Source organism: Nostoc sp. ChiVER01 (assembly GCF_034531155.1).
GTDB lineage: Bacteria > Cyanobacteriota > Cyanobacteriia > Cyanobacteriales > Nostocaceae > Nostoc.
The window spans coordinates 42605-65340 of record NZ_JAVRBS010000033.1 but is presented as its reverse complement, the minus strand read 5'-3'; the positions used below and the strand labels follow the sequence as shown (position 1 = coordinate 65340).

The following is a 22736-nucleotide window of genomic DNA, read 5'->3' as shown; positions in this document are numbered from 1 at the left end:
GACATTACTCCCGATTCACTATAACAATAATTTCTGTGCCCCAACCAGGCTGACTGTTGACGATTAGTTCACCGCCAATACGCTCTGCCCGTTCGCTCATCCCCAATAAACCAAATCCGTGATTCATCATTATTTGATTAGTGTCAAATCCCTGCCCGTTGTCTTTTATTCGTAAACAGCACTGCATTTGCTCGTAAACTAATTCAACTTGAATCTCTGTGGCATGGGCATATTTAATCGCATTGGTTAGGGCTTCTTGTCCAATGCGTAGTAGATTATTCTCGACATCAGGTGATGCAGAGTAGGCTGTACCGATGACTTCACAGGTAATATGGGTATCGGTAGAAGATTTCATTTGCGTGGTTAGGTGTTTGAGGGCACTTATTAAGTCTCCCGACTCTAACAGGAGAGGTCGCAGCGCCGCCACCGATCGCCGTGCTTCAGTCAGTCCAGTGCGGGCTAATTCATCCACCGTTTCCATGTGTGCCTGAGCTTTCTGTGGTTTCTTTGTCATTAGCTCTATCGCTGTGCCGTTATGCAGCACAATGCCTGTAAAGGCTTGCGCTAACGTATCGTGAATTTCTCGTGCCATCCGGTTGCGTTCTTCCAAAATCGAAGCTTCTTCGGCACGTTTGCGATCGCTAATATCTGTAATCACACCTTCCATATATCCATCGGTTGCATTCAGATGAAAAGAGTTAAGCCCCCAAAACTTTGTGCCGTCTCGTTTTCGCATCTGAATTTCAACGTTTTGCAGATCGCCATGACGCTGTAGCAATTCAACGACTTGTTGGCGCTCGCACAGATTTACATAAAAGTCTGGGAAATATACGATCCCAATTATCTCATCGGGTGAATTAAAGCCAAACAACTCTGCAATGCGTTGATTCGCATCGAGAGCTAATCCATCCGAGAGTCGCGAGCGAAAGATGCCGACCTGTGAGTTTTCAAAGATGTTGCGGAACTTAGTTTCACTGCGCTGTAGGGCTTTTTCTGCTTGTTTGCGCTGGGTGATGTCATTGCCAACCGATAAAATTTCAACTAATTGTCCCTTTTCATCCAAAATGGCTTGATTTGACCAGGCAACCCAAACCCGTCTGCCATCTCTGCACAGGTTTTCATTCTCCATTTGCAGGTAAGAGGTAGGGTCGAGACGATGATAAAATACATTGTGGATGAATTGTTTGAGATTGCGCCCAGAAGTTTCGATTTCTGGAACGATTGTTTCGAGTAAAGTACGCCCTAAAATCTGATGTTCCTCATAGCCAAAGAATCTCAGCCCGTAATCGTTCAGGTATTGAATCCGTCCTTTTGCATCACAGCGAAGAATGATTGAGTTTGCGGTTTGAACTAAGTTGCGATAATTCGTTTCACTTTTCTGTAACGCTGCTGTTCGTTCGACGACCTGTTGCTCTAAAGTCCGGTTATAGTCTGCTAGCAGTTTCTCGGCTTGTTTGCGCTCGGTAATGTCTTGAAAGGTGGCGATCGCATAGGCTACATTGCCCCGTTCGTCATAAACTGGAGTTCCCCAAACCTCGACTGGAATTTTGGCGTTGTCGGAGCGAATTTCTACGTCGTCAACCCTAGTGCGTTCGCCGCTCAATGCCCGCACAAGCGGCATTTTCTCAGTCGGATAGGGTTGCTCTGTTCCCGCTAAATAAATTTGATAAACTTCTGCAAGCCGATCCGATGTCACCTCAGGATCGCTTCCTTTACCCAATAGCTGAATTGCCCGTTGATTGAGGTACGATGGGTGACCGACCGCATCTACGACTCCAATTCCCACTGGGACAGCTTCGAGAAATTGAGTCATCTTGCTTTGGCTAGCGTGCAGCTTTGAGTAGAGTTTAGCATTTTCGATCGCGATCGCTGCCTGAGTTGATAATAAATGCAAAACTTGCGCTCGTTCGGGTGTAAATGCCCCAACTGCTAATTGATTTTCTAAATACAATACGCCAACTAACTTAGCTTGATTGAGTAGCGGCAAACAGAAAATAGATTTAGCTGTATTTTGTTGAATATATGGCTCATTGATAAAAGCACCTTCACAAATTGCGTCGTTTAAGACAACAGTTTCATGAGTCCGAATGACATAATTAATAATTGATTCAGGCAGGCAACTTATAATCGGAACGGATTGCAGCACTTGTGTAGTGTAGACATTCTCATCATCATCATTATCATTTAGTTGACCAGCCGCTTCAATTACCCATTCTCCTGCGTTTTCCAAAATTAGAAATCCAGTTTGAGCACCAGCATTCTCAATTAATATCTGCATTAAGGAACGAAGCAACTGCTCTAATTCAATTTCACGATAAATCGCCTGGGATGCTTTCATCACCGCCGCTAAATCTAAAGCGATGTTTGAGGTATTAGAGGTAGTTTTAGAAGTAGTAGGGGTTGACGCGGGAGCTTCTCTATAAGACTGAGAAAAAAACTGCTCATAGCGATTTTCTAAGTCTTTAACTTTAGCTTTTGCACCCCAGCGTTCGTAGCAATAGTGGGCTTCTTTCATGTATGTCTGTGCAATTTTTTCTCGACCTCGCGCTAAATAATGTTTAGCCGCTAACTCATAAGCTAATGCTTCCTCTTGAAGATACTCATTGTCTTTAGCACCTTGAATCGCTTGTTCATAAAACTCTTCAGCCTCAAAAAATTGCCCTAAGACTCGCGCTTTCTCTGCCTCGACTAAATGATATTTATGCAAATAATTCATTGGAGCATGATCTGCCCATTTCTGCATCTCTTTTTGGTTGGTGCTCACACAATTTAGCCAAGCTTCTTTTTGAGAGTTTGAAGCCTCAACCCATAGGCTTAGAAGCACCAGAGAATGGTAGAAATAGAATAAAGGTACAAACGTTATTGCTGTTAACTCTTCTAAAGACTGCCTTGCTAAAATAGCAGTTTGTGCAGCTTGATGATACTCCCCAAATAGATAACACAATATAACTTTGAATAAATAAAAGAATTGAATTTCATGTCCGTCTTTAACGGCAATAGCGTGCGATAGGGCTTGCTCTTCATCATAGACACAACCCATTAAACGGCTGGGATTCTCAGACTTATCTAACAGATTAAGGATTGTCTGCCATAACAGTGCAGTCCAATTAGAGGGGTTTTCCCGTCTGATTTGTCTGATTGCTTTGCTGTAGGTTGCCGTTTTTTGTTCCAGTTGGATAAGTTCCTTACCAACAAAAAACGAGCGAAAACATGCATGATATGCAGCATAGCTAGCAAATTCAAAGTCTCCAGTTTCTACTCCGTTTTGATAAGCATCAACCAGCATTGGTATTGTGTTCTTAAGATGCACCTTCCAATGCATGACGTGGGCACTAAATAACACTAATGCTTTAGCATTCCCTTTTTTAGTATTCAATCGTTCTGCCAAGCTTAGAGCCAATTTGCCAAATTTATAGCCGAGTTCAATGTCTTGAACAACTGCACATAGAGAATATCCGTAGGTAACATAACTCATTGGTGACCAGGTAGCGTTACCGTAGTTGATTGATAAATTTACCATTTTGCACCCAATCGGCACTATCAGTGCTGGTGACACCATACATGCAGTAGCCGTGATATTCGCCAGGATATACATTGCTGCCAGCGGTTCTGGTGCAGTCATCCTTGGCAAATTAATTAAGTCTTCAATTTCTCGTCCAGCGAGTATTGCAGATGTTTCCTCCAATTCTCTTTCAACGTCTAACTGACTTGGAGTTATTATTAAGTCTACTTCCAGGAGCTTTAACACTTCCAGCCCAGTTTTAAGTGCTTCTTTCAGGTTGCTCTGTGACAAAAATGCTTGAATTCTGCTATCATAAACCTGCACTTTGTCAACCACTGTCTTCGCCTGGTTGAGTACCACTTCTACGAATTGTTCCATCTCATCGAAGCAACCGTGAAGATACGCTGCTTCTGCTGCTTGGGAGTACAGTGCTAAGGTAAGGTCATACTTGCTCTGCCAACTGTCTGTATCTATGAGTTTCAGCCCTGTCTTAAAATACTTAAGAGATGCTTCATAAGCCGTTGCTGCCTTTGCTTTCTGACCTGCGATTAAATTCAATCTGGCAATTTCCGTTCGTTGGGCGTGATCGGTGACAAGCTCAATTCCCCGAGCAAAATGATCGACAATTTCAAACAGTCGTTCGGATCGCTGCTCTTGTGAATTTTTTTCGAGTAAATTGCGACCGATTTGCAAATGAACAACTTGTTTGTGTGACTCATCAATTAAGGCATAAGCAGCTTGCTGTACGCGATCATGCAAAAACTTATAGTCTTGAACTAACAAGTTTTCGTCTAATTCAGATATAGGTTGAATTAATCCAGCTTGGATTGCTGCTAGTAAATCTTGGAAAATCTCTTTAGGTGATTTTTCACAAGCGATCGCTAAAGTTTCTAAATTAAATTCAGAGCCAACACAAGCGGCTAAACTGAGAATTTGCCGTGTTTCTTCTGGCAGTTTCTTCAGCTTGAGTAGCAGCAACTCCACCACATTATCAGCAATATCTTGGGCTTCAATCTGAGGAATGTCCCACTGCCAGCATAAGTGTTGTGCATCAAAAGAAAACAGATTTTCGCTATGAAGCATTCGCAAAAATTCATTGACAAAGAAGGGATTACCCTCGGTCTTACGTAATACTAATTGGGTTAGGGAATGAACGGTGTCAATATTGCAATCTAGCGTCTCGGCAATCAATTGACTCAACGGTTCGGGCGTTAAGGGTGCTAAGGTAATTTTCTGAAGCACTGTTCCTTGTTTTCTGAGTTTCTCCAGCGTCAATGCTAATGGATGCGTTGGAGTCACTTCATTATCTCGGTAAGCTCCAATCAAAAATAGATATTGGGTTTGCTCGTCGAGTAATATTAGCTCGATTAACTTCAGCGTGGCAGAGTCGATCCACTGTAAATCGTCTAAAAAAATTACCAGGGGATGATCCTTTGAACAAAACACCCGCACAAATTTTTGAAACGTTAGATTGAAGCGATTTTGTGCTTCAGTTGCTCCAACTTCCGGTACAGGTGGCTGTTTGCCAATAATTAACTCAACTTCAGGAATGACATCAACGATCAGTTGTCCATTGCTTCCCAATGCCGTCAGCAGGCGATTGCGCCACTGTTGCACTTGCTCATCTGGTTCCCTTACTATTTGCTGTATTAATTGTTGCAGGGCATGGGCGATCGCGCTGTAGGGAATATTACGCCCAAATTGGTCAAACTTACCCCAAACAAAATAGCCCCACTTTGCCGTGATGGGTTTGTAGAGTTCCTGTACCAATGCTGATTTGCCTACTCCAGCGAAACCAGAAACCAGCATCATTTCGACGTTGAGTTGTGAAGAATTGTCTTCGTGTTTCGTTTTAGCTACTCTGTCAAATGCCGCTAATAATGCTTCAATTTCCGCTTCTCGTCCGTACAGTTTTTGGGGAATTTGAAATTGCTGGGAAATATCTTGAAGACCTAGTTGGAAGTAGTCAATTTGACCAATTTCTGCTAATTGTTGGGCGCAGTGTTCTAAATCCGCTTTAATACCCCAAGCACTCTGATAGCGATCTTCCGCATTTTTCGCCATCAGTTTCAAAATTATCTCGGAAACAGGTTTGGGAATCTTTGAATTCAGTTCGTGTGGTGAAACAGGTGTTTTGGCAATATGGCAATGAACTAGTTCTAGGATGTCTGTAGCGGGAAACGGCAACTGTCCGGTCAAAAGTTCGTAGAATGTTGCACCCAGCGAGTAAAAATCGGTGCGGTAGTCGAGCATCCGGTTCATACGTCCGGTTTGCTCTGGAGATAAGTAGGCAAGGGTTCCTTCTAGAAGATAGAGACTTTTAAATCTTGGATTGGTGCGGCTGAATCGGGTGGCAATCCCAAAATCAATCATTTTGACAACGCCAGTATTTGGATTCAGGACGATGTTGCTAGGATTGATATCTTTATGAATAATGTTAGCAGCATGGATTCTGCCCAGAATCTCTGTAATGGCGATCGCCAGCCCAAGAAAATTCGATAAGGGCATGGGGTAGAAGTCCGATTGCTGCTGCCGCAAGCACTCTAAAGACTCTCCACCAAAATCTTCTAGAAGCATGACGAGCGTGCGCTGATAGTCCTGCTGGCTGTATGCCTTAACTACACCTTCAATGTTGAGAGAATGGGTAATTTCATATTCCTGCCTGTAGCGAGTTAATTCTTGAGGAGAGGGGTAATCTTGCTTGAGGACTTTCGCCACAACTGCACAGTTATCTTGCTCTCTAATACCCCGATACACTAGAGTTGCTGGACTTTCATAGATTTTGCTTAAGATGACAACTCCAGGTAGGGTAATCATTCATCTCTCTCCCAATGAGTGTCATTAACAACTCTAATTTTAATAGACTTACTGTTGTTAAAAGTAACTGTTAGTATGTTGTTGAGTTGTTGATATTATGTTGTTTAACACAGTACCATTTTGGGTAGTAACTTGTTTATGTATCCACGGGAATAAATCAAGTTAATTTTTTTAACCCAAGTTGCGGCTTATCGACTGATGTTTGGTTGTTACCAATCAATTCATGCGAGACCTACGGTGGTCACTGAGCTTGTCGAAGTATGGACTATGCCTGCGCGTGCAACAAAGTGGCGTTGGCGGGTAGCGCCAACGCCACTTTGTTGCCTGTCTTCAAATACTTAAAAAGTTTTCTGTGATTTAAATTACATTTTACATAAAAGCTTGTGAAGAGTAAAAGAAAAAATGAATGCTTATAGCTTAAGTAAAAACCTTTTATAAGTGACTGCATGTCATTGGTGACAAGTTAAGGTCATTAACTATTTGTCAATAAGTAATAATGCTTAAATTCTTGCCAAAATTTAAGGTTGGAAACACAAGTTTTTAGCCAGCGATGCCTTCGGCTGGCTGCGCCTACGCGTCAAATTCAAAACCATTGTTCATTCTTACTTCCAAACCTCAGTACAAAGCTTAATTAGATACTCTGTGATAGCATATATGGCAATTATTTCGTTTAGCATGTAGCCCTCCTAATTTTCTTCTTGGAGGGCATTTTATTGCTTAACACACTCATTGCGATCGCCTTCAATGCCTTAATCATCTTTCCACTGCGGTATTGGCTAAAAATCAGGGCAAGCAGCTACGAATGATCTGTACATGATTTCTGTGTTGGCGGCGGCTCACCCAAACTCTTCCCTCTGCTAGAATCCATCTGTCAAGAGGGTTTGAGACACGCTAACCCTGGTAAAGAGCAAACCTTATGCCCTTAGCATAGCTGCCTTCTTCACTCTCATTATTCCAACTTAAGTTGGAATAGATATGAACTTAAGTACAGTTGAATCTGAGTACTTTAGATCGCTCATCGCCAATCTTTTTATCACTTAAAATATGGACTCAGAATTGATGACAGCTTCAAGCTAACTCCATATATTAGGTTGTATAGGACTCAGATTTAATTTTTGAAAACATATTGAGGCTGAAAAGCCCATTTTACCAGGATTTTATCTAAAATCCTGTTCAGAAATCAGACATAAGTCCTATACCAATTAACAATCAGAAGGCAAAGCTAAAAAACCTCTGATTCCCAGCCGTGAATAAACTTATCTCACTGCTACCAATTAACAATCAGAAGTAAGAAAACAAGCTTACCTTCAGTTCAAACACAATCTAAAATTCAGGAGCAAAACAATGTCTAACATCAACAACCACGGAGTAAGTATGAACAATATTGAGCTTAGTCCACATCTTCAAGAACTTACTTGTGAACAAGCTGCTACCATTCAGGGTGGTGCTAAAATTCAATTATTTCTGGGTGCTAACTTTACGGGAAAATCTTTGTTGCTTACTATTAATAAGGCCGGTCTGAGCAAGAAACTTACCGGTCAGTTCAATAATTCAATATCATCAGCTAAGGTTTTATCTGGTATATGGGATTTAAGGACAAACGGTAACGGTAAAGGCGGTTTAGGTATAACACTTAGACCGGGTAAGTATCCAAGATTTACAAAAGCTATAGATAATACCATTTCCTTTGTAAAAGCTACTCTTGCATAATGACCTAGCGCTTAGTACACCTCACCATTAATAGGGGTTGAAAATACTAACTCTTTCTTGGGTTTTGCTTTGCTTAACCCAACAAACGCAGGGATGTTGGGTTTCGTTCCTCAAAGAGGTCGTTTTCGCTCCTACTTTTTCATTCATATCAAGATAGTACAAATAAACGTAAACGGTGTTAACAGTTATCAGGTAGGAAACGGACTTGTCCACCCCTTGTTCGCTGCGGCTGGTACTGTTAACTGCCGTTGGTACTGATTTTTTAAACAATGAAATACCACAGCATATTGCAACACAGTGAAGAAGATTGTGGTGCAGCAAGCCTAGCCACGATCGCCAAATATTACGGACGCACCTTTGCTCTCAATCGCGTGCGAGAAGCAGTGGGCACCGGAATGCGAGGAACTACACTATTAGGTTTAAGGCGGGGAGCAGAAACCCTGGGATTCCATGCCCGTCAAGTTCAAGCTACCCCAGAACTGTTTGAGAAATTAAATGAAATTCCCTTACCAGCGATCGTTCACTGGAAAGGTTACCACTGGGTAGTGTTATACGGGAAAAAGGGGAAAAAATATGTTGTATCTGACCCTGCCGTTGGTATTATGTACCTCACCTCCCAGGAGTTAATCGCGGGTTGGAGTGATGGTGTGATGCTGCTGCTGATGCCAGACGATAGCCGCTTCTATGAGCAACCAGAAGATAAAATTGGCGGTTTTGGGCGCTTTATAGCCCGTGTTATGCCCTATCGCAATCTTTTGGTTCAGGCGATCGCCATCAACTTTGCGATCGGGCTGTTGTCTTTGGCTGCTCCTTTAATGATGCAACTCCTCACCGATGATGTGCTAGTGCGGGGAGATACCCAACTGTTAACAACAGTGGCAATTGGTGTCATTGCCATGAACCTAATTGAAAGTGCCATTGGTTTGGTACAATCTCACCTGATTGGTCATTTTGGTCAACGGTTGCAATACGGGCTAATTCTAGAATACGGTCGAAAACTGTTGCGCTTACCCCTATCATATTTTGAAGCACGTCGCAGTGGGGAAGTCGTTAGCCGGATTGCTGATGTTCATACCATCAATAATCTAGTCTCTCAAATTGTCCTTGGTTTACCCAGTCAATTTTTTGTGGCTCTGGTTTCCTTGGGTTTCATGCTTTTCTATAGTTGGCAACTGACTCTGGCTTCCGTTGCCGCTTTTGCGATCGTCACAGGAGTCAACCTGCTTTTTCTTCCCGCCTTGCGCCAGAAAACCCGCAGCCTCATCGTTAAAGGTACAGAAAATCAAGGCTTTTTAGTCGAAACCTTTCGCGGTGTTCAAGTCCTGAAAACCACCCAAGCTACAGAGCAAGCTTGGCAAGAATATCAGACAAATTTTGGTCGCCTTGCTAACTTAGACTGGACTACGATGAAGTTAGAGCTTTACAGCGGCACAATCACTAGTATTCTTTCCAAATTGACGAGTATTAGCATACTTTGGTTAGGTTCTAGCTTGGTGATTAATCAAACATTATCCATCGGTCAACTGCTGGCGTACAGTGGTATGAGTAGTAGCTTTCTTGAATTTTTAGAATCAGCAGTCGGGCTAATTGATGAATTTATCACTGCTCAAATTGTCGTTCAACGTTTGACAGAAGTGATCGATTCTACCCCAGAAGATGAAAATGACTTTAAAAAACCTTGGGCAGAAATTCCTGGCAATGCAGAGATTAGTTGTTCTCAAATTAACTTTCACCATCCTGGTAGAACTGACCTGTTAGAAAATTTTTCTTTAACTATTCCTGGTGGTAAAGTAATAGCCTTAATCGGTCAATCAGGCTGTGGAAAAAGCTCCCTTGGCAAATTAATTACTGGTTTATATCACGTTCAATCTGGTAATATTCGTTATGGCATATATAACCAGCAAGATTTATCTTTGGAATGTTTGCGGCAGCAAGTCGTATTAGTTCCCCAAGAACCTCATTTTTGGAGTCGTTCAATTGTAGAAAATTTTCACTTTAGTTATCCTAACATGAGTTTTGAGGAGATAGTCCTTGCTTGTCAAATTGCTGGTGCAGATGAATTTATTAGCAAATTACCTGATAAATATCAAACTGTTTTAGGCGAATTTGGTGCAAATATTTCTGGCGGACAAAGGCAGAGATTAGCTATAGCTAGAGCAATTGTGATTGACCCACCTGTATTAATTTTAGATGAATCTACAGGCGCTCTTGACCCAGTAAGTGAAACTCAAGTTTTAGATAGATTACTTAATCACCGTCAAGGTAAAACCACAATTATGATTAGCCACCGTCCTCAAGTTATTAAACGGGCTGATTGGATTGTATTGCTTGAAGATGGGCGCTTAAAAATTCAAGGGACTCCAGAAGAATTACGTCATATCCCTGGAGAGCATTTAAGCTTTCTTGATGAGATTTATTCTTCTAATAATGGTAATGGATTAAAATCTTCTTTAATTTTTCGGAATTAGTTAATGTTTATCAAACAGAATTCAGAAATCAGGAGTCAGAATTCAGCTTGGGAATTTTGTACGACTGGCGGATTAGCGAGTTAGACGCTTCTGGGCCGCTAACGCTGCGCTATCGAGCGTCTTGATTCTGAATTCCGAATTCTGTATTCTGTATTCTTCTTCAAAACTTATGATTAGTAAGTCTCAAACAAATTTTTTACCCTTAGTTCAAGACAACGAATTTCTTCCACCAATTAGTCGTTGGACTACATTTGGCGGACTATTTATCGTGTTTGCCTTGGCGTTAGCTGTTCCTGTGGCTGCGGTTGCTAAATATAAAGTTACGGTGAGTGGACAAGCGGTTGTCCGGACTGCGGGTGAATTGCCAATTGTGCAGGCGGCGACAGAAGGACAGGTAATGCAGATTTATGTTAAAGAAAATCAAACGTTGCAAAAAGGAGATACAATTGCTACTCTTGATGACTCTCGACTGCAAACCAAAAAAAATCAGCTGCAAACTAATATTCAACAAGCTAGGTTACAACTAATTCAAACCGTTCCTCAAATAAATGCAATCGAAAGTCAAATTCGAGCCGAAAGCGATCGCACCAATCGGACTATCGCCTCTGCTAAAGCTGAATTGCAGGGACGCGATCGCGATCATCAAGACAAAAAAATTACCAGTATCACTGAACTTAAAGAAGCATCAGCCAATGTCAAAATGGCTCAAGAAGAATTATATGCAGGGCAAGCACAGTTACAATCAGCATTAGCTAATCTCCACGCAACAGAGGCGGCTTTAGGAGCAGCGACATCAAAACAGAACCGATATGAAAGTGTTGCTAAACAAGGGGCATTATCCCGCGATCAATTAGAAGAAGTACAACTGGCTGTCAAACAGCAACAACAAGCTGTACAGGCACAAAAAGCCACTTATAAAGCCCAAGAAAAAACAAATGAACGGCTAAAACAAGCTGTTAATGGGGCTATTGCGAAACGCGATCGCGCTATTGCAGCTCTCAACCCAAGCAATGCAGAGGTAGCAATGGCGATTGAACGTATTGCTCAAGAAAAAGCCTCTGGAGAAGTAAATAAAGCATCTTTAGAAAGGGAACTTCAAGCACTTATAAAACAGAAAATTGAAACGGAAAAACAATTAGAGCGCGATACTAGCGAATTCAAGCAAGCTGAAATTGACCTGAAGCAAACTACTATTACCGCTACAGCAGACGGGATTATTTCTAAGCTAAATTTGAGAAACCCTGGTCAAACTCTCCGGGCAGGGGAGGAAGTTGTGCAAATTGTTCCTAGTGATGCACCTTTAGTTATTAAAGCAGCTGTTGGTTCTGGAGAAAAAGGTAAGATAAAAGTCGGTCAAAAAGTGCAAATGCGAGTTAGTGCTTGTGCTTATCCTGATTACGGTACTCTTAATGGCGTTGTCAAAGCAATTTCCCCGGATGCTGTTAAGTCGCAAAAAAACGATGCAGATGCTGATACGAACTCTATCCCCAAAGCAACTGCTGTAGGTGCTTTTTACGAAGTCACAATTGAACCAGAGAAACTAGCATTAGGTCGCAGTACAAAGAAATGTCAAATTCAATTGGGTATGGATGGCAGAGTTGATATTATTACCCGCGAAGAAACTGTACTGCAATTTGTACTCCGCAAGGCGAGGTTAATGACAGATTTTTAAGATTGACAAATATGGGTACAAACAAGAGAGAAAAACGAGACTTGTGCTAATCAGGCTTAAATGTACAGTGGAGTTCCATCTTTACTAGAAAAACCACCCTTTAAAATTTTGCCTCCCTGTGCATATAAACGTTGATAAATTTTTCCTAACCAAAGAAGTTGACAAACTCGTATCGCATTTATTTGAATAAATATACCTCCTGCTCCAGAAAGCATTGCATCCAATTGGCGCTTCTCGTATACCTCTACTTCGATATTTGCGTCTAGGCAGGCACGGGCCAAAGTTAACCCGCCAATTCCACCCCCGATCACAATTACCTTCGACACTGAGGACTTGATTCCTTTCCCTAATGTTTGCATCCCTTGTTCCAGATGGGTTGGTATCTTTTTTGAACACTTTTAAAATTATTGCACGTACCTTATCTTGATATCCCTGCTCCCCTTAAGCCTTCATAACTTTCACGAAAACGAGGATACAAGCTCAGTCAGTATGGAATTAATGCTCTGTCCACACCCCCCCATTATTGTCTAAGCCATGACTGAAAATTAGCTGTATCTGGTATGAATGAGAACTTTGGCTCAACCGTGCCAATTGATTTTCATTGTCCCAACTGTATACCCTGTATCACAGCGTACATCCGATCTAAGCCCCAGCGCTCGCCGTTTCTACGTCAATTGAAACAAGTTTATTTAATTTTGAAATGGCTATCTGGGGCAGGTGCAGAAGGAGCGATGCTCCAAAGTTAGATCGGACTTTAATTCTCAGTTACAAAGGTAGATTCTCAATAAAAACTTAGCTGCGGTCGCCCAATTACACCTGATCGTGGTTCAAACCAGGGCATGGGAAAATTCGGAACCTGAAAGCGGATTGAAAATCGTCCCCATGTGTTGCTCAATTTGCCTGACGCATCTTCTCGTGACGTGTCACATTTGACATTGGATTTACCAACCCAATAGCCGTGATAAATTCCACGATTGCTCGTTATTCCAGCTAGCCCTTCAATGAAGATAGTTCCTCCTGGATAAGTCCATATTGCAGTTTTACCACGTTCGCTTTGATAGACCACCCTGCCATAGCTGCTATCCCACACTTCATCTGCAAGCGCAATTTTTGGCACAGATGCCAAAACAAATACTGCACTGACCATTGCTAGTTGCTGAAGCTTCATTAGACCTCCTGAATAAATAGTGAGACGGTGTGCCAGTTGGCGCTCGCAGATAGCACAATGAAGATACTAGTAGCATAGTCATGGAGGAGAAACAATGGCATACAGCGAACTACAAACGCTACTAAAAAAGTAATAGCAATTGCTGTTTGAGAAGTATGAGACAGTTTTGTCATCACTCGATTGAGACTAAATCTTCTTTTACCTTGTCCGAATTTTCCCTCAATACAATTACGAATGCTCTCGGATTGTAAATCTTGTTTCTTTTTTTCTTTACTAACATTGGCTGGTGGTCTTCCCAAAGGAGGGCCACTCATGATAATACCTCTTTCTTTGCACCAAGCTCTATTCTCTCTTGTGCGATAAATTTTATCTACATGAACCGATTCTGGATAATAGCCAGTATAATTTTTATCAAACAGAATTCAGAAGTCAGGAGCCAGAATTCATACTGAATTCTGTGCGACTGGCAGATGAATCAACGGGTCTAAAACCCCCTCCAAATCATAGATTTGGAGGTCTTCAATCAGTCGCGGGTCTGAATCCCCGACTGATTAATTCTGACTGTTGAATTATGACTTCTGAATTCTTCTTCAAATACTTATACTCGTGATTTTAAGTCCCCCGATTCATTAAAATTATCCCAATTAATATGGTCTAAAAATACATATCCATCAAAATAACTGGCTGATAGTTTTGCCCCATATCTCACGGCTTTCCCGGCTTTTCCACGGACAATAGGACGGATATGTGGTTGGTTTAAACTAACGATTCGGTCATCAATACTCTGTTTTTTATTTTCATACAACTATAGTTGTTGACGATAAGCTTCTACAATTATCAGCAACTTTTTATATTGTTTAGTGCTTATTTTTTCTAGAGTTGCTCCCGCTCTGATTAGCTAGTCAATATGAGATAAGCTTCTTTTGATATATTGAAGCTGCTTTTTAATCGCTTTTTTCCTATCTTTTTGGGATACACAACGCTTTTTAGCGACTTATAAGTAGTCTTTTCTCGCTACTTCTCGATAAGTCCTTGGTTTTTTCTCCAATGTACTTTTTATCTGTTCATAAAAAAGGTCTATGATTCGTTATGTCTGTTTTCTGGCTTGATTTAATAGCTCTAAATCTGTTGGATAGCTGATGTCTGCTGGCGCACAAGTCGCATCTAATATTAATTTTCCTCGATTTCTTGGCGTGTTATATTCTTTTTCTAATTCTTCTGTTTTTTTTGAGTTGATTCAGTTGATTCAGTTGCTAAAGTCGAAGATGTTGTCTCTAGCATCCTTTTAACAGTTTCTTGATTCACTCTGTTTACTAAGTCTGCACTAATTCTTAGCTAGACCCTCGCGCAGTAAGTTCACTGCTGCTTTTGCCAAAGCTTTTTGTTCCCGACTAATAACAATTTACATACTTGCAATTAGCGGTGAGAATTGTCACTCAACCCAATCGTGTGGAGTCTCTACGAGTTAACCAAATTTAATTGGCTCAATATTGCTATTTGTTCAATATCTTTTTCAAGTGGGCGAACCTATCGGTAAAATTATGCCTTGGTGTAACTGAAAATATTGTAGAGTATAGAATTGTCCTCAGTATTGCCCGACGCAACTCACCCTATGACTACCGCACCCTTAAGCTGGGAAGAACTAGAAACCCTCACGGACTATCATCAAATAGATACCGTTAATGGTCTTACCAACGCTAGAGCCAGGTTGCGGTTGTTTGGTCAGCGAGAATCTGATGTGCGGGTAACGCTATACCGCGATAACCACGCCTGGTGTCCTTACTGTCAAAAAGTTTGGTTATGGCTAGAGGAAAAACAGATCCCCTACCGGATCGAAAAAGTGACAATGTTCTGCTACGGGGAGAAAGAAAGTTGGTATAAACGTAAGGTACCGTCAGGAATGCTTCCTGCAATCGAGCTAGATGGACGGATTATAAAGGAAAGCGATAACATTTTGATCGCTTTGGAAAAAGTTTTTGCTCCATTAAGCCAAGGGATGGAAGACCCCACGGTGCTTCCACTACGTCAATTAGAACGACTTTTATTTAGAGCCTGGTGTGTTTGGCTGTGTTCTAAAGCCGGTTCCTCTCAACAAGAACAACGCAACCGCGAACAATTTATCGCAGTGGTGGCTAGGGTAGAGTCAGCTCTAGGTCGCACCCCAAGCCCTTATTTTTTAGATAGCTTCGGCATCGTCGATGTCATTTTTACGCCATATCTCGAACGGATGAATGCGAGCCTTTACTACTACAAGGGCTACTCACTGCGTTCGGAAAACTCTCGCTTGAGTGCATGGTTTGCGGCAATGGAAAGCCGACCTACCTACTGCGGAACCCAGAGCGACTTTCACACCCACGTACATGATTTACCGCCCCAGATGGGGGGCTGTTGGGAAAACGGCGAATCCCAGATGCTTCTTAATAAAGCGCGGGTGGATAACGGCCCCTGGTTCGGGCTACCAGATGTGACTTATCCAGAACCCGAAAACTCCCGTATGGAAGCTCTTCAACGAACTATCGACCACCGCATTAATATTATCCGAGTCAACCCTTTAGATGATAAGTTGTTTGATCAAGCCCTACGTTGTGCTTTAACACACATGATGATTGGTGAAGACTGTATACCTCCATCGGGATCTGATGTCGCTCTCCGATATTTACGCGATCGCATTAATGTACCACGAGATATGTCTATCTACGCAGCCAAGCGATTGAGGGAATCCCTGGAAAAAACCGCAGCCCTTGCGGGTGATGGGCAACCAGCCCCCATTCCCACTCAGCATCGACGAGATCAAGACCCGTCTAACTTTGTCATCAAGTAGAATTTAGGCACCCGTATTAACAGATCGCGCAACTCTCCTAGTTAACAGTTATCTTGGTTTCAAGCTTTGACCGATTCACTCCATCCATCTACTGCACCCAATCGGGAGTCTCCGCTACCAATTGAGCAAACATCTGTGGATCGGTCTCCTTTATTTCTACCATTACTCACAATCAACACATTCTAATTATTAATAAGAATTAATTAGCCAAAGCGAATTTATCCCTCTTCTGTCACTTTCCGGGATAAGTAAGTAGTAAATAAGTGAAATCATCTAGAAACATAACAGGGTTTAAATTGATTCATGGCAGCAATTAAATGATTGAATCCGAGTAATAACTGTGAATTAGGCAAAATATCTAACCAGGGATAAATCAACCAAAATAGTAAGAGTGGTTGGACAATTAGACGCAGATTATTTAAAACATTCTTCCATCCAGATTCATGATTCCATTGTTGATGAGTAGAAAAATCAACATGACTAGTTTCTTGCTCCTCAGTCTTAATTTGATTAGCTTTATTTAAGCCTAAAAATGCCGGAGAATTTAAACTAATCATTGTTGTATATACACAAAAAATAATCTCCCACCCTTCGGGTTCGCCAGTCGCTCATGGGGGAAACCCCCAAGACCGCGCTGGCTCACCACCTCTCAATATGTTGAGAATTGGTAAAACGGTAATCAGTCCAGCCAAGTTCCTGCTTATATTGTCGAAAACCATATTCTACCCAAGTTCTTAATCCATACAAATCTCCTAAAGTCTTCTTCAGATTCCCTTGAAGGTTTGTCATTACGAAAGAAGTAGAATTCTCCGGCATGGTTTTTGTGTCGGTAGTTATTTCCCAATAAGTTATCGCTCTTTTTTTACCATAAATTATTTCCCTAATGTATCTAGTTTCTGATTTATTGTTATCACGTTAAATTAATGCGTGTGCGTTCTAATCGACTATTGTATGGTGCAGCGATGGCAGAACTTTTCGAGTTTTTGCTGTTGTGTCCAGATCTGTTGTGGTTGCACAATTAACTCCCCATTGTAATAAGTGGCTCCTTCTAGTTCCCATAGTTCTACTGGTTCGGCGTTGGGATCTTCTCGAAAGTCCAAGCATCTGTCAGCAACTGATCCATTAGGGTGGACGGTACAGACAAGATAAGGATTATGTGAGTATAAGAGACAGCAATCGCACTCTGGAAGTTTTGGCATAGTATCAGTTTACTGTCTGTTCCAAGCGATCGCTTGTTGGTTCAACTGTATGGTTGTTTCGAGCGTCACTGCGAATAGGGAATTGTTGGGTCACTAATCAACTACAGGTAATCCTGCTAGGGCCATTGCCACTTCTTCTACACTATATTCAGTATCAACAAGCCGTCCAGCTTGATAATCGATATAAGCTTGCATATCAAAATGTCCATGACCGCAAAGATTAAACAGTATAGTTTTAGTAACATCTTCTTCTTTGCAGAGCAGAGCCTCGTCAATTGTTGCTTTGACAGCATGATTAGCTTCTGGTGCTGGTAAAATCCCTTCTGCACGGGCAAAAGTTAATCCAGCAGCAAAGCAAGCGAGTTGGGATTCAGCACGCGATTCAACTAGTCCCAAATTCACAATATGGCTAACAAGGGGAGCCATACCGTGATAGCGCAAGCCTCCAGCATGAATTCCTTCAGGAACAAAACTACTACCTAAAGTATGCATTTTGGTAAGTGGGGTTAAGTGGGCAGTATCACCAAAATCGTAAGCATATTTTCCACGAGTCAATGAGGGACAAGCAGCAGGTTCGACAGCTATTACTTGTATATCTCGTTCTCCTCGCAGTTTAGCACCGATAAATGGGAAGGCAATTCCAGCAAAGTTGCTACCGCCACCAGTGCAGCCAATAACAATATCAGGATAATCTCTTGCCATTTCTAATTGAGTCAATGCTTCTTGACCAATCACGGTTTGATGTAGCAGTACATGATTGAGAACACTACCTAAAGTATACTTAGTTTGTTCATCAGCAGCAGCTACTTCTACAGCTTCACTAATAGCAATCCCTAAACTGCCATTACTATTGGGATGTTGTGCAAGAATTTTACGTCCGGCTTGGGTTTGAATACTTGGGCTAGCAACGACCCTCGCACCGTAGGTTTCCATTAAAGCTCGGCGGTAAGGCTTTTGCTGGTAGCTAACCTTTACCATATAAACTAAGACTTCTAAACCGAATAGCGCACCGGCAAAAGCTAGAGATGATCCCCACTGTCCGGCTCCCGTTTCAGTAGTTAGCTTTTTGACTCCAGCTTGTTTATTGTAGTATGCTTGGGCGACCGCAGTATTGGGTTTGTGGCTTCCAGAGGGACTAACACCCTCATATTTGTAGTAAATTTTGGCAGGCGTATCTAAAGCTTGTTCTAAACGACGGGCACGATAAAGAGGAGTTGGTCGCCACTGGCAATAAATAGAGCGGACTGCATCTGGTATTTCAATCCATCTTTGTTGGCTAACTTCTTGCTCAATCAGTGCCAATGGAAACAAAGGTAATAATTCATCTGGTGTAATTGGCTTACCAGTAGCAGGATTTAAAACTGATGGTAAGGCTTGTGGTAAATCAGCTTGGATGTTGTACCAAGCATTTGGCATTTGGTTTTCAGTCAGAACGTATTTAATCATGTCCATATAATTAGGTGATGCACAACAGTAAAATTGTACATTTACGATTCTTCAAGAAAAAAGTTAACTTTTATTGTTATCAAGCTTCATCCCAGCAATAGTAAAATCATTTGGTTGCATATTGGAGTGATAACCCGCATTTCTTACAAGCTTGATGAGGTGCAGGGGAGCGGGGGAGAGTTTCTGTACAAGTGATTTCCTATTTTAAATGGATTTGATGCATGATACTGTGATTGGTTTGTTCATCAATTGGGAAGAGTTTGGGCTTGCTATTTAATACCCAAATTTCCTTGTCTAGAGCGTTCCCCTGCAATGTAGTTAACTTGATGACACTTCAACAACATTTTGGGCAAAGCTCTTATAAGCATCGCCCATTTGTTTAGCTATCGGGTCAGGAAAGACGTGAAAATCTCCAGCTTTGATAGCTTTTATTATCCCCTCTGCCACAAGTGCAGGTGGCTGTGAAACTTCACCTATTCCTGCCGCATCGCCCATATCCGTGGCAATCGGGCCAGGGTGAACACTTAGCACAAGCGTGTCCTGCTGGCTCAATAGTTCTCGTAATGTCTGGGTAATTGAATAGGCCGCAGCTTTTGAGGCACAATAAGTGGCAGAGTCGGGGAAACCCTTGAGCGAAGCAACAGAATTGATTTGGGCAAATACACCACCTCCATTGGCTTTGAGTATCGGGGCAAACGCCTGAGCCATGTAGATCAATCCATATACATTGATGTTCATCTGAAATTCGAGAGCGGCGATCGCATTCTCAGCGAAGGGAGTTCCAGCTTGAAAAACTCCTGCATTATTGACAACTATTTGTACATCTGGGGCAGCTTGAGCAGCAGCAACAATAGATTGGGGATCACCTAAATCAACCTGAATTGGTACTACCCGATCACCGTATTGTTCAACCAACGAGGAGACACTGTTGATCTGACGAACAGCCGCATAGACTTTGGTAGCTCCGTGTTCAATAAACGACTCAACTATCGCCTTACCGATGCCGCGATTTGCGCCCGTAACCAAAATGGTTTTATCTTTAATGTCGTAGTTCATTTGGATTTCTGCTTATGGTTTTCCATAATCTGAAAAACCTTGGACAATCGCTCTAAGTTAGGGTAAAGAAATTTAGCTGCTCTCTTGAAGAAAGAATGCGGCTTCCACCGCTCCTTCTAGCATGGTATCATCAGACATCATGCAAATCTAGCAACATCGATTTTTTAGCCGTCTTTGAAGTTTGTGCTTTTGGACACCTATTTTATATCTCTGCACAACGAGGATTTGGGGGATTGGTCTGAATTAGGCGTACTGAGTGTTCTGTCTTTTTTGCAGCAGGAGTTCCATCGTGCGCGGTTGGTTCAGTCGTTGGCGAATGCAGCGATCGCTAATCAAACTCAGGAGCAGGTAGAACAGGGTAATCCCACTTCGTTGTTGGTTGAAAATTCAGTTTCGGGTGGAGAAGTCAAAGCAGTTGATGAGGGTGAAAGTTCCGCCGTGTCTGTGCCAAATCCTGAAAAATGGCTGCATGAGGCGATTGTTGCTTTTGTCAAATATGCGACCTGTAAAAAGGGAAAAACTGAATCGAGCGGTGAAGCTACGCGGACAATTGATTGAAAGGGAACGGCTACGGAAGATTGCTGTGGAACTGGAGCGAAATCGCCTCGCCCATGCGTGATTTACACGATTTAGTGTCGCAGACTTTGAGTAGTTTCAAAACGTCAACCATTAGAAAAGCTAAAAGATAATTTCCCAAAAATCTGACACTATACTCAAACCACAGTATTAGGGATAACATTGTGTAGAAATTGAAAACTCTTTTTAAATTTTTAATACTGCCTACTGACTGATGCTGGATATTGACGTATGACTGATATCTTCATCTTGTAGTGGTAAATCATAATTATCATAAAGAACTTTCATGTGTCGGCTAAACTGTTCCTCTATAAAATAACTGCTAGAAAATTCACTTGCAAAAGAAACTTGATGAAAATGATAATCTAAATTGAGCAAATTATAGACTAATCTCAATAAATAATCATCTATCCAGAAATCTACATCAAACAGTGAAATACCATATTTTCCTTCCAACCTGCGATTTAAAGTTTTCAACAACCAAGACCATTGCGGTTTGAGGGTCGGGTCGATGCGATTACCAAATACAGGATTAAAGAACTGATTGACTTGAGATTTTCTCACATCAATCACTTTAGTTAATAAGTCTGTCGCCTTAATTGGAGATGAATTAAACCAATAGTTAGCAACTAGTAAATCATGTAAATAAGCAACAACAATTTTGGGATTTTCTTTAATGAACTGCGAACGACAAACAATTCCTCTAATTGATGGAATCCTTAAACTATCTGTTTCAGATGGAGGGAGCTTTCTCACAAAAGCATAAGTCTCTAAAATTGATGCAAAAGTGTGACAACAAACGTAGGCATCTATAGTTTTGTTAGCCAGACTCCTGCTAGCTCTCCGAGGATCTTCATTCACTAATCTGCAATCTTTACTGACATCCATATTATAGAGATCAAAAAGAGTAATGATGAACCTATGAGCATTTGAACCAAATAAAGTAGAAATCCGTTTCTCTTTAAGCTCCTGGACAGTGTTTATAGCAGAATCTTTATGGAGAACAATGTTAACATCCTGACCCAAAATATTATACGAAGCAATCCCAATTAGTTTAGAACCGAAAGTTAAATCATTGAAAAATTGACTACCATTATTCAAGAGAGAAATATCATCTAAAATACAAATATCTAGTTCTTCCCTTTTCATCTGTCGGTTCATTTCTTCTCCAGAAGAAAATGGCAGAACTTTTAACTCAAAATTTCGATTAATTCCAATATTTTTGAAAATAGGCTGTTCAAGTGATGAAGATGATCTTTGTAAATCAAAAATATATTTAGTTCCATAACCAGCAATAAATTGTCCTATGGAATCACTCTGAATACCTATCCTCAGAACATTGTCCTCTTTGGAAGAATAGTTACCTAAAATTAAATTTACGTTAGGCAAACTTGCCAAGTTATTTTGTTCAAGTCTAAAACTTCTGACCAAACCCTCTGCGGATATTAACAACTCACTAAAGCGGGGAACATGAATATAAATACCATATTCATTAACATCTTGTATAGTCAGGGTTACTACTTGATTTTGAGATATTATATCAGCTTGACAAAAGTCAGGTAAAATAGTTAACCTTTGATTCTCTGAAGCATATTTGAGTACATCTTGATAACTGTCTAGTATCTTGATACCACTTAATTTATTCATCAAAAATACATTTTTAGATAGTTCTTGATGGATTTCATGTAAAAGTACAATATCAGCCAAATCAATATCATTTATTTTAATCAAACTATGCTCATTAAAATATTTATATGTCCCAAATGAGAACAACAGCATTTTATGAGTTGTTAATCTAGTGCAGTGGTGTTCGTCCTTATAGCCAGGGAAACTGTTGAGTAAGAGATCCATATCTAAGAGTTGAGACGTTGAAGAAAAACTGCTATTTTGCACCACAATCTCTTTAATATTTCTACCTGGAAAACAAAGCTGGAATCGCTGCAAATATTGTTTGAGCCAGACTTCTAGAATTAAACTTGTAGCCCCCAATATCAAATCTTCGCCCTCAGCGCTAAATGTTGCATGAAATTCTTCTCGCAGATTTTCTACAGTTTCTACGACATTAAGTGTCTGGGAAATCAATTTCTTGCCTTTATTAGTCAAGCATATAGAGCCAGGAGAGCGATTTAGCAAAATTACTCCGAAATAATCCTCTGTTTGCTTTACTTTTTTACTAATTAAGGCTTGACTATACCCTAGTTTTTGTGCTGCTTTGGAGAAGCTACCACAGTCATCTACTGCTTTTAATATTTTGAGGTGATTTAGGGTAATATCTTCGAGTTTAATCTTATTCATGCTGAG

12 protein-coding genes and 3 pseudogenes are annotated in these 22736 nt (G+C 41.1%); 5 read left to right on the top strand and 10 right to left on the bottom strand.

Annotated elements, in window-relative coordinates:
* Positions 1–4: 4 nt before the first annotated feature.
* Entirely contained in the window at positions 5–6319 is a 6315-nt protein-coding gene (locus RMY00_RS30460; RefSeq protein ID WP_322651095.1) for a PAS domain S-box protein, read from the bottom strand.
* A 1344-nt stretch (positions 6320–7663) separates the two neighbouring features.
* Here RMY00_RS30460 and RMY00_RS30455 point away from each other — a divergent pair.
* From RMY00_RS30455 to RMY00_RS30445, 3 genes are all read left to right on the top strand, one after another.
* Positions 7664–8029: a beta/gamma crystallin-related protein gene (locus RMY00_RS30455; RefSeq protein ID WP_322651094.1), complete on the top strand. Its 366-nt coding sequence runs from the start codon at positions 7664–7666 to the stop codon at positions 8027–8029.
* A 269-nt stretch (positions 8030–8298) separates the two neighbouring features.
* Positions 8299–10497 (top strand): peptidase domain-containing ABC transporter, encoded by a 2199-nt coding sequence (locus tag RMY00_RS30450; RefSeq protein WP_322651093.1) that lies wholly within the window; start codon positions 8299–8301, stop codon positions 10495–10497.
* A 169-nt stretch (positions 10498–10666) separates the two neighbouring features.
* Positions 10667–12169 (top strand): HlyD family efflux transporter periplasmic adaptor subunit, encoded by a 1503-nt coding sequence (locus RMY00_RS30445; RefSeq protein ID WP_322651092.1) that lies wholly within the window; start codon positions 10667–10669, stop codon positions 12167–12169.
* 56 nt (positions 12170–12225) lie between these two features.
* Here the strand turns inward: RMY00_RS30445 and RMY00_RS30440 are convergent, their stop codons facing one another.
* The 4 genes and pseudogenes from RMY00_RS30440 to RMY00_RS30425 all read right to left on the bottom strand — a co-directional run.
* Entirely contained in the window at positions 12226–12495 is a 270-nt protein-coding gene (locus RMY00_RS30440; protein WP_322651091.1) for an NAD(P)-binding protein, read from the bottom strand.
* Between the two features lie 455 nt (positions 12496–12950).
* Positions 12951–13337: a hypothetical protein gene (locus RMY00_RS30435; protein WP_322651090.1), complete on the bottom strand. Its 387-nt coding sequence runs from the start codon at positions 13335–13337 to the stop codon at positions 12951–12953.
* Positions 13338–13456: 119 nt separating this feature from the next.
* A pseudogene (locus RMY00_RS30430) lies at positions 13457–13741 on the bottom strand (transposase); the annotation flags it as partial.
* Positions 13742–13870: 129 nt separating this feature from the next.
* Positions 13871–14669: pseudogene (locus RMY00_RS30425) on the bottom strand (IS5/IS1182 family transposase); the annotation flags it as partial.
* A 280-nt stretch (positions 14670–14949) separates the two neighbouring features.
* On the opposite strand from RMY00_RS30425, the gene RMY00_RS30420 reads away from it, so the two are divergent.
* The gene (locus tag RMY00_RS30420; RefSeq protein ID WP_322651089.1) at positions 14950–16158 is read left to right on the top strand and encodes a glutathione S-transferase family protein; all 1209 of its coding nucleotides are present in this window, start codon (positions 14950–14952) and stop codon (positions 16156–16158) included.
* A 269-nt stretch (positions 16159–16427) separates the two neighbouring features.
* Here RMY00_RS30420 and RMY00_RS30415 read toward each other — a convergent pair.
* From RMY00_RS30415 to RMY00_RS30400, 4 genes and pseudogenes are all read right to left on the bottom strand, one after another.
* Positions 16428–17067 (bottom strand): annotated as a pseudogene (locus RMY00_RS30415) (IS701 family transposase); the annotation flags it as partial.
* A 35-nt stretch (positions 17068–17102) separates the two neighbouring features.
* Positions 17103–17357, bottom strand: a complete 255-nt coding sequence (locus tag RMY00_RS30410) for a hypothetical protein (RefSeq protein WP_322651088.1) — start codon at positions 17355–17357, stop codon at positions 17103–17105.
* 93 nt (positions 17358–17450) lie between these two features.
* Positions 17451–18809 carry a TrpB-like pyridoxal phosphate-dependent enzyme gene (locus RMY00_RS30405; protein WP_322651087.1) on the bottom strand — a complete coding sequence of 453 codons (1359 nt, stop codon included), beginning with the start codon at positions 18807–18809 and terminating at the stop codon, positions 17451–17453.
* A 312-nt stretch (positions 18810–19121) separates the two neighbouring features.
* Positions 19122–19859, bottom strand: a complete 738-nt coding sequence (locus RMY00_RS30400) for an SDR family oxidoreductase (RefSeq protein ID WP_322651086.1) — start codon at positions 19857–19859, stop codon at positions 19122–19124.
* A gap of 189 nt (positions 19860–20048) precedes the next feature.
* Here RMY00_RS30400 and RMY00_RS30395 point away from each other — a divergent pair, with 189 nt between their 5' ends.
* Positions 20049–20417, top strand: coding sequence for a hypothetical protein (locus tag RMY00_RS30395; RefSeq protein WP_322651085.1), 369 nt, complete (start codon positions 20049–20051; stop codon positions 20415–20417).
* A 222-nt stretch (positions 20418–20639) separates the two neighbouring features.
* Here the strand turns inward: RMY00_RS30395 and RMY00_RS30390 are convergent, their stop codons facing one another.
* A complete protein-coding gene (locus tag RMY00_RS30390) occupies positions 20640–22730 on the bottom strand; it encodes a LysR family transcriptional regulator (protein WP_322651084.1) in 2091 nt (696 codons plus the stop codon).
* Positions 22731–22736: the final 6 nt, after the last annotated feature.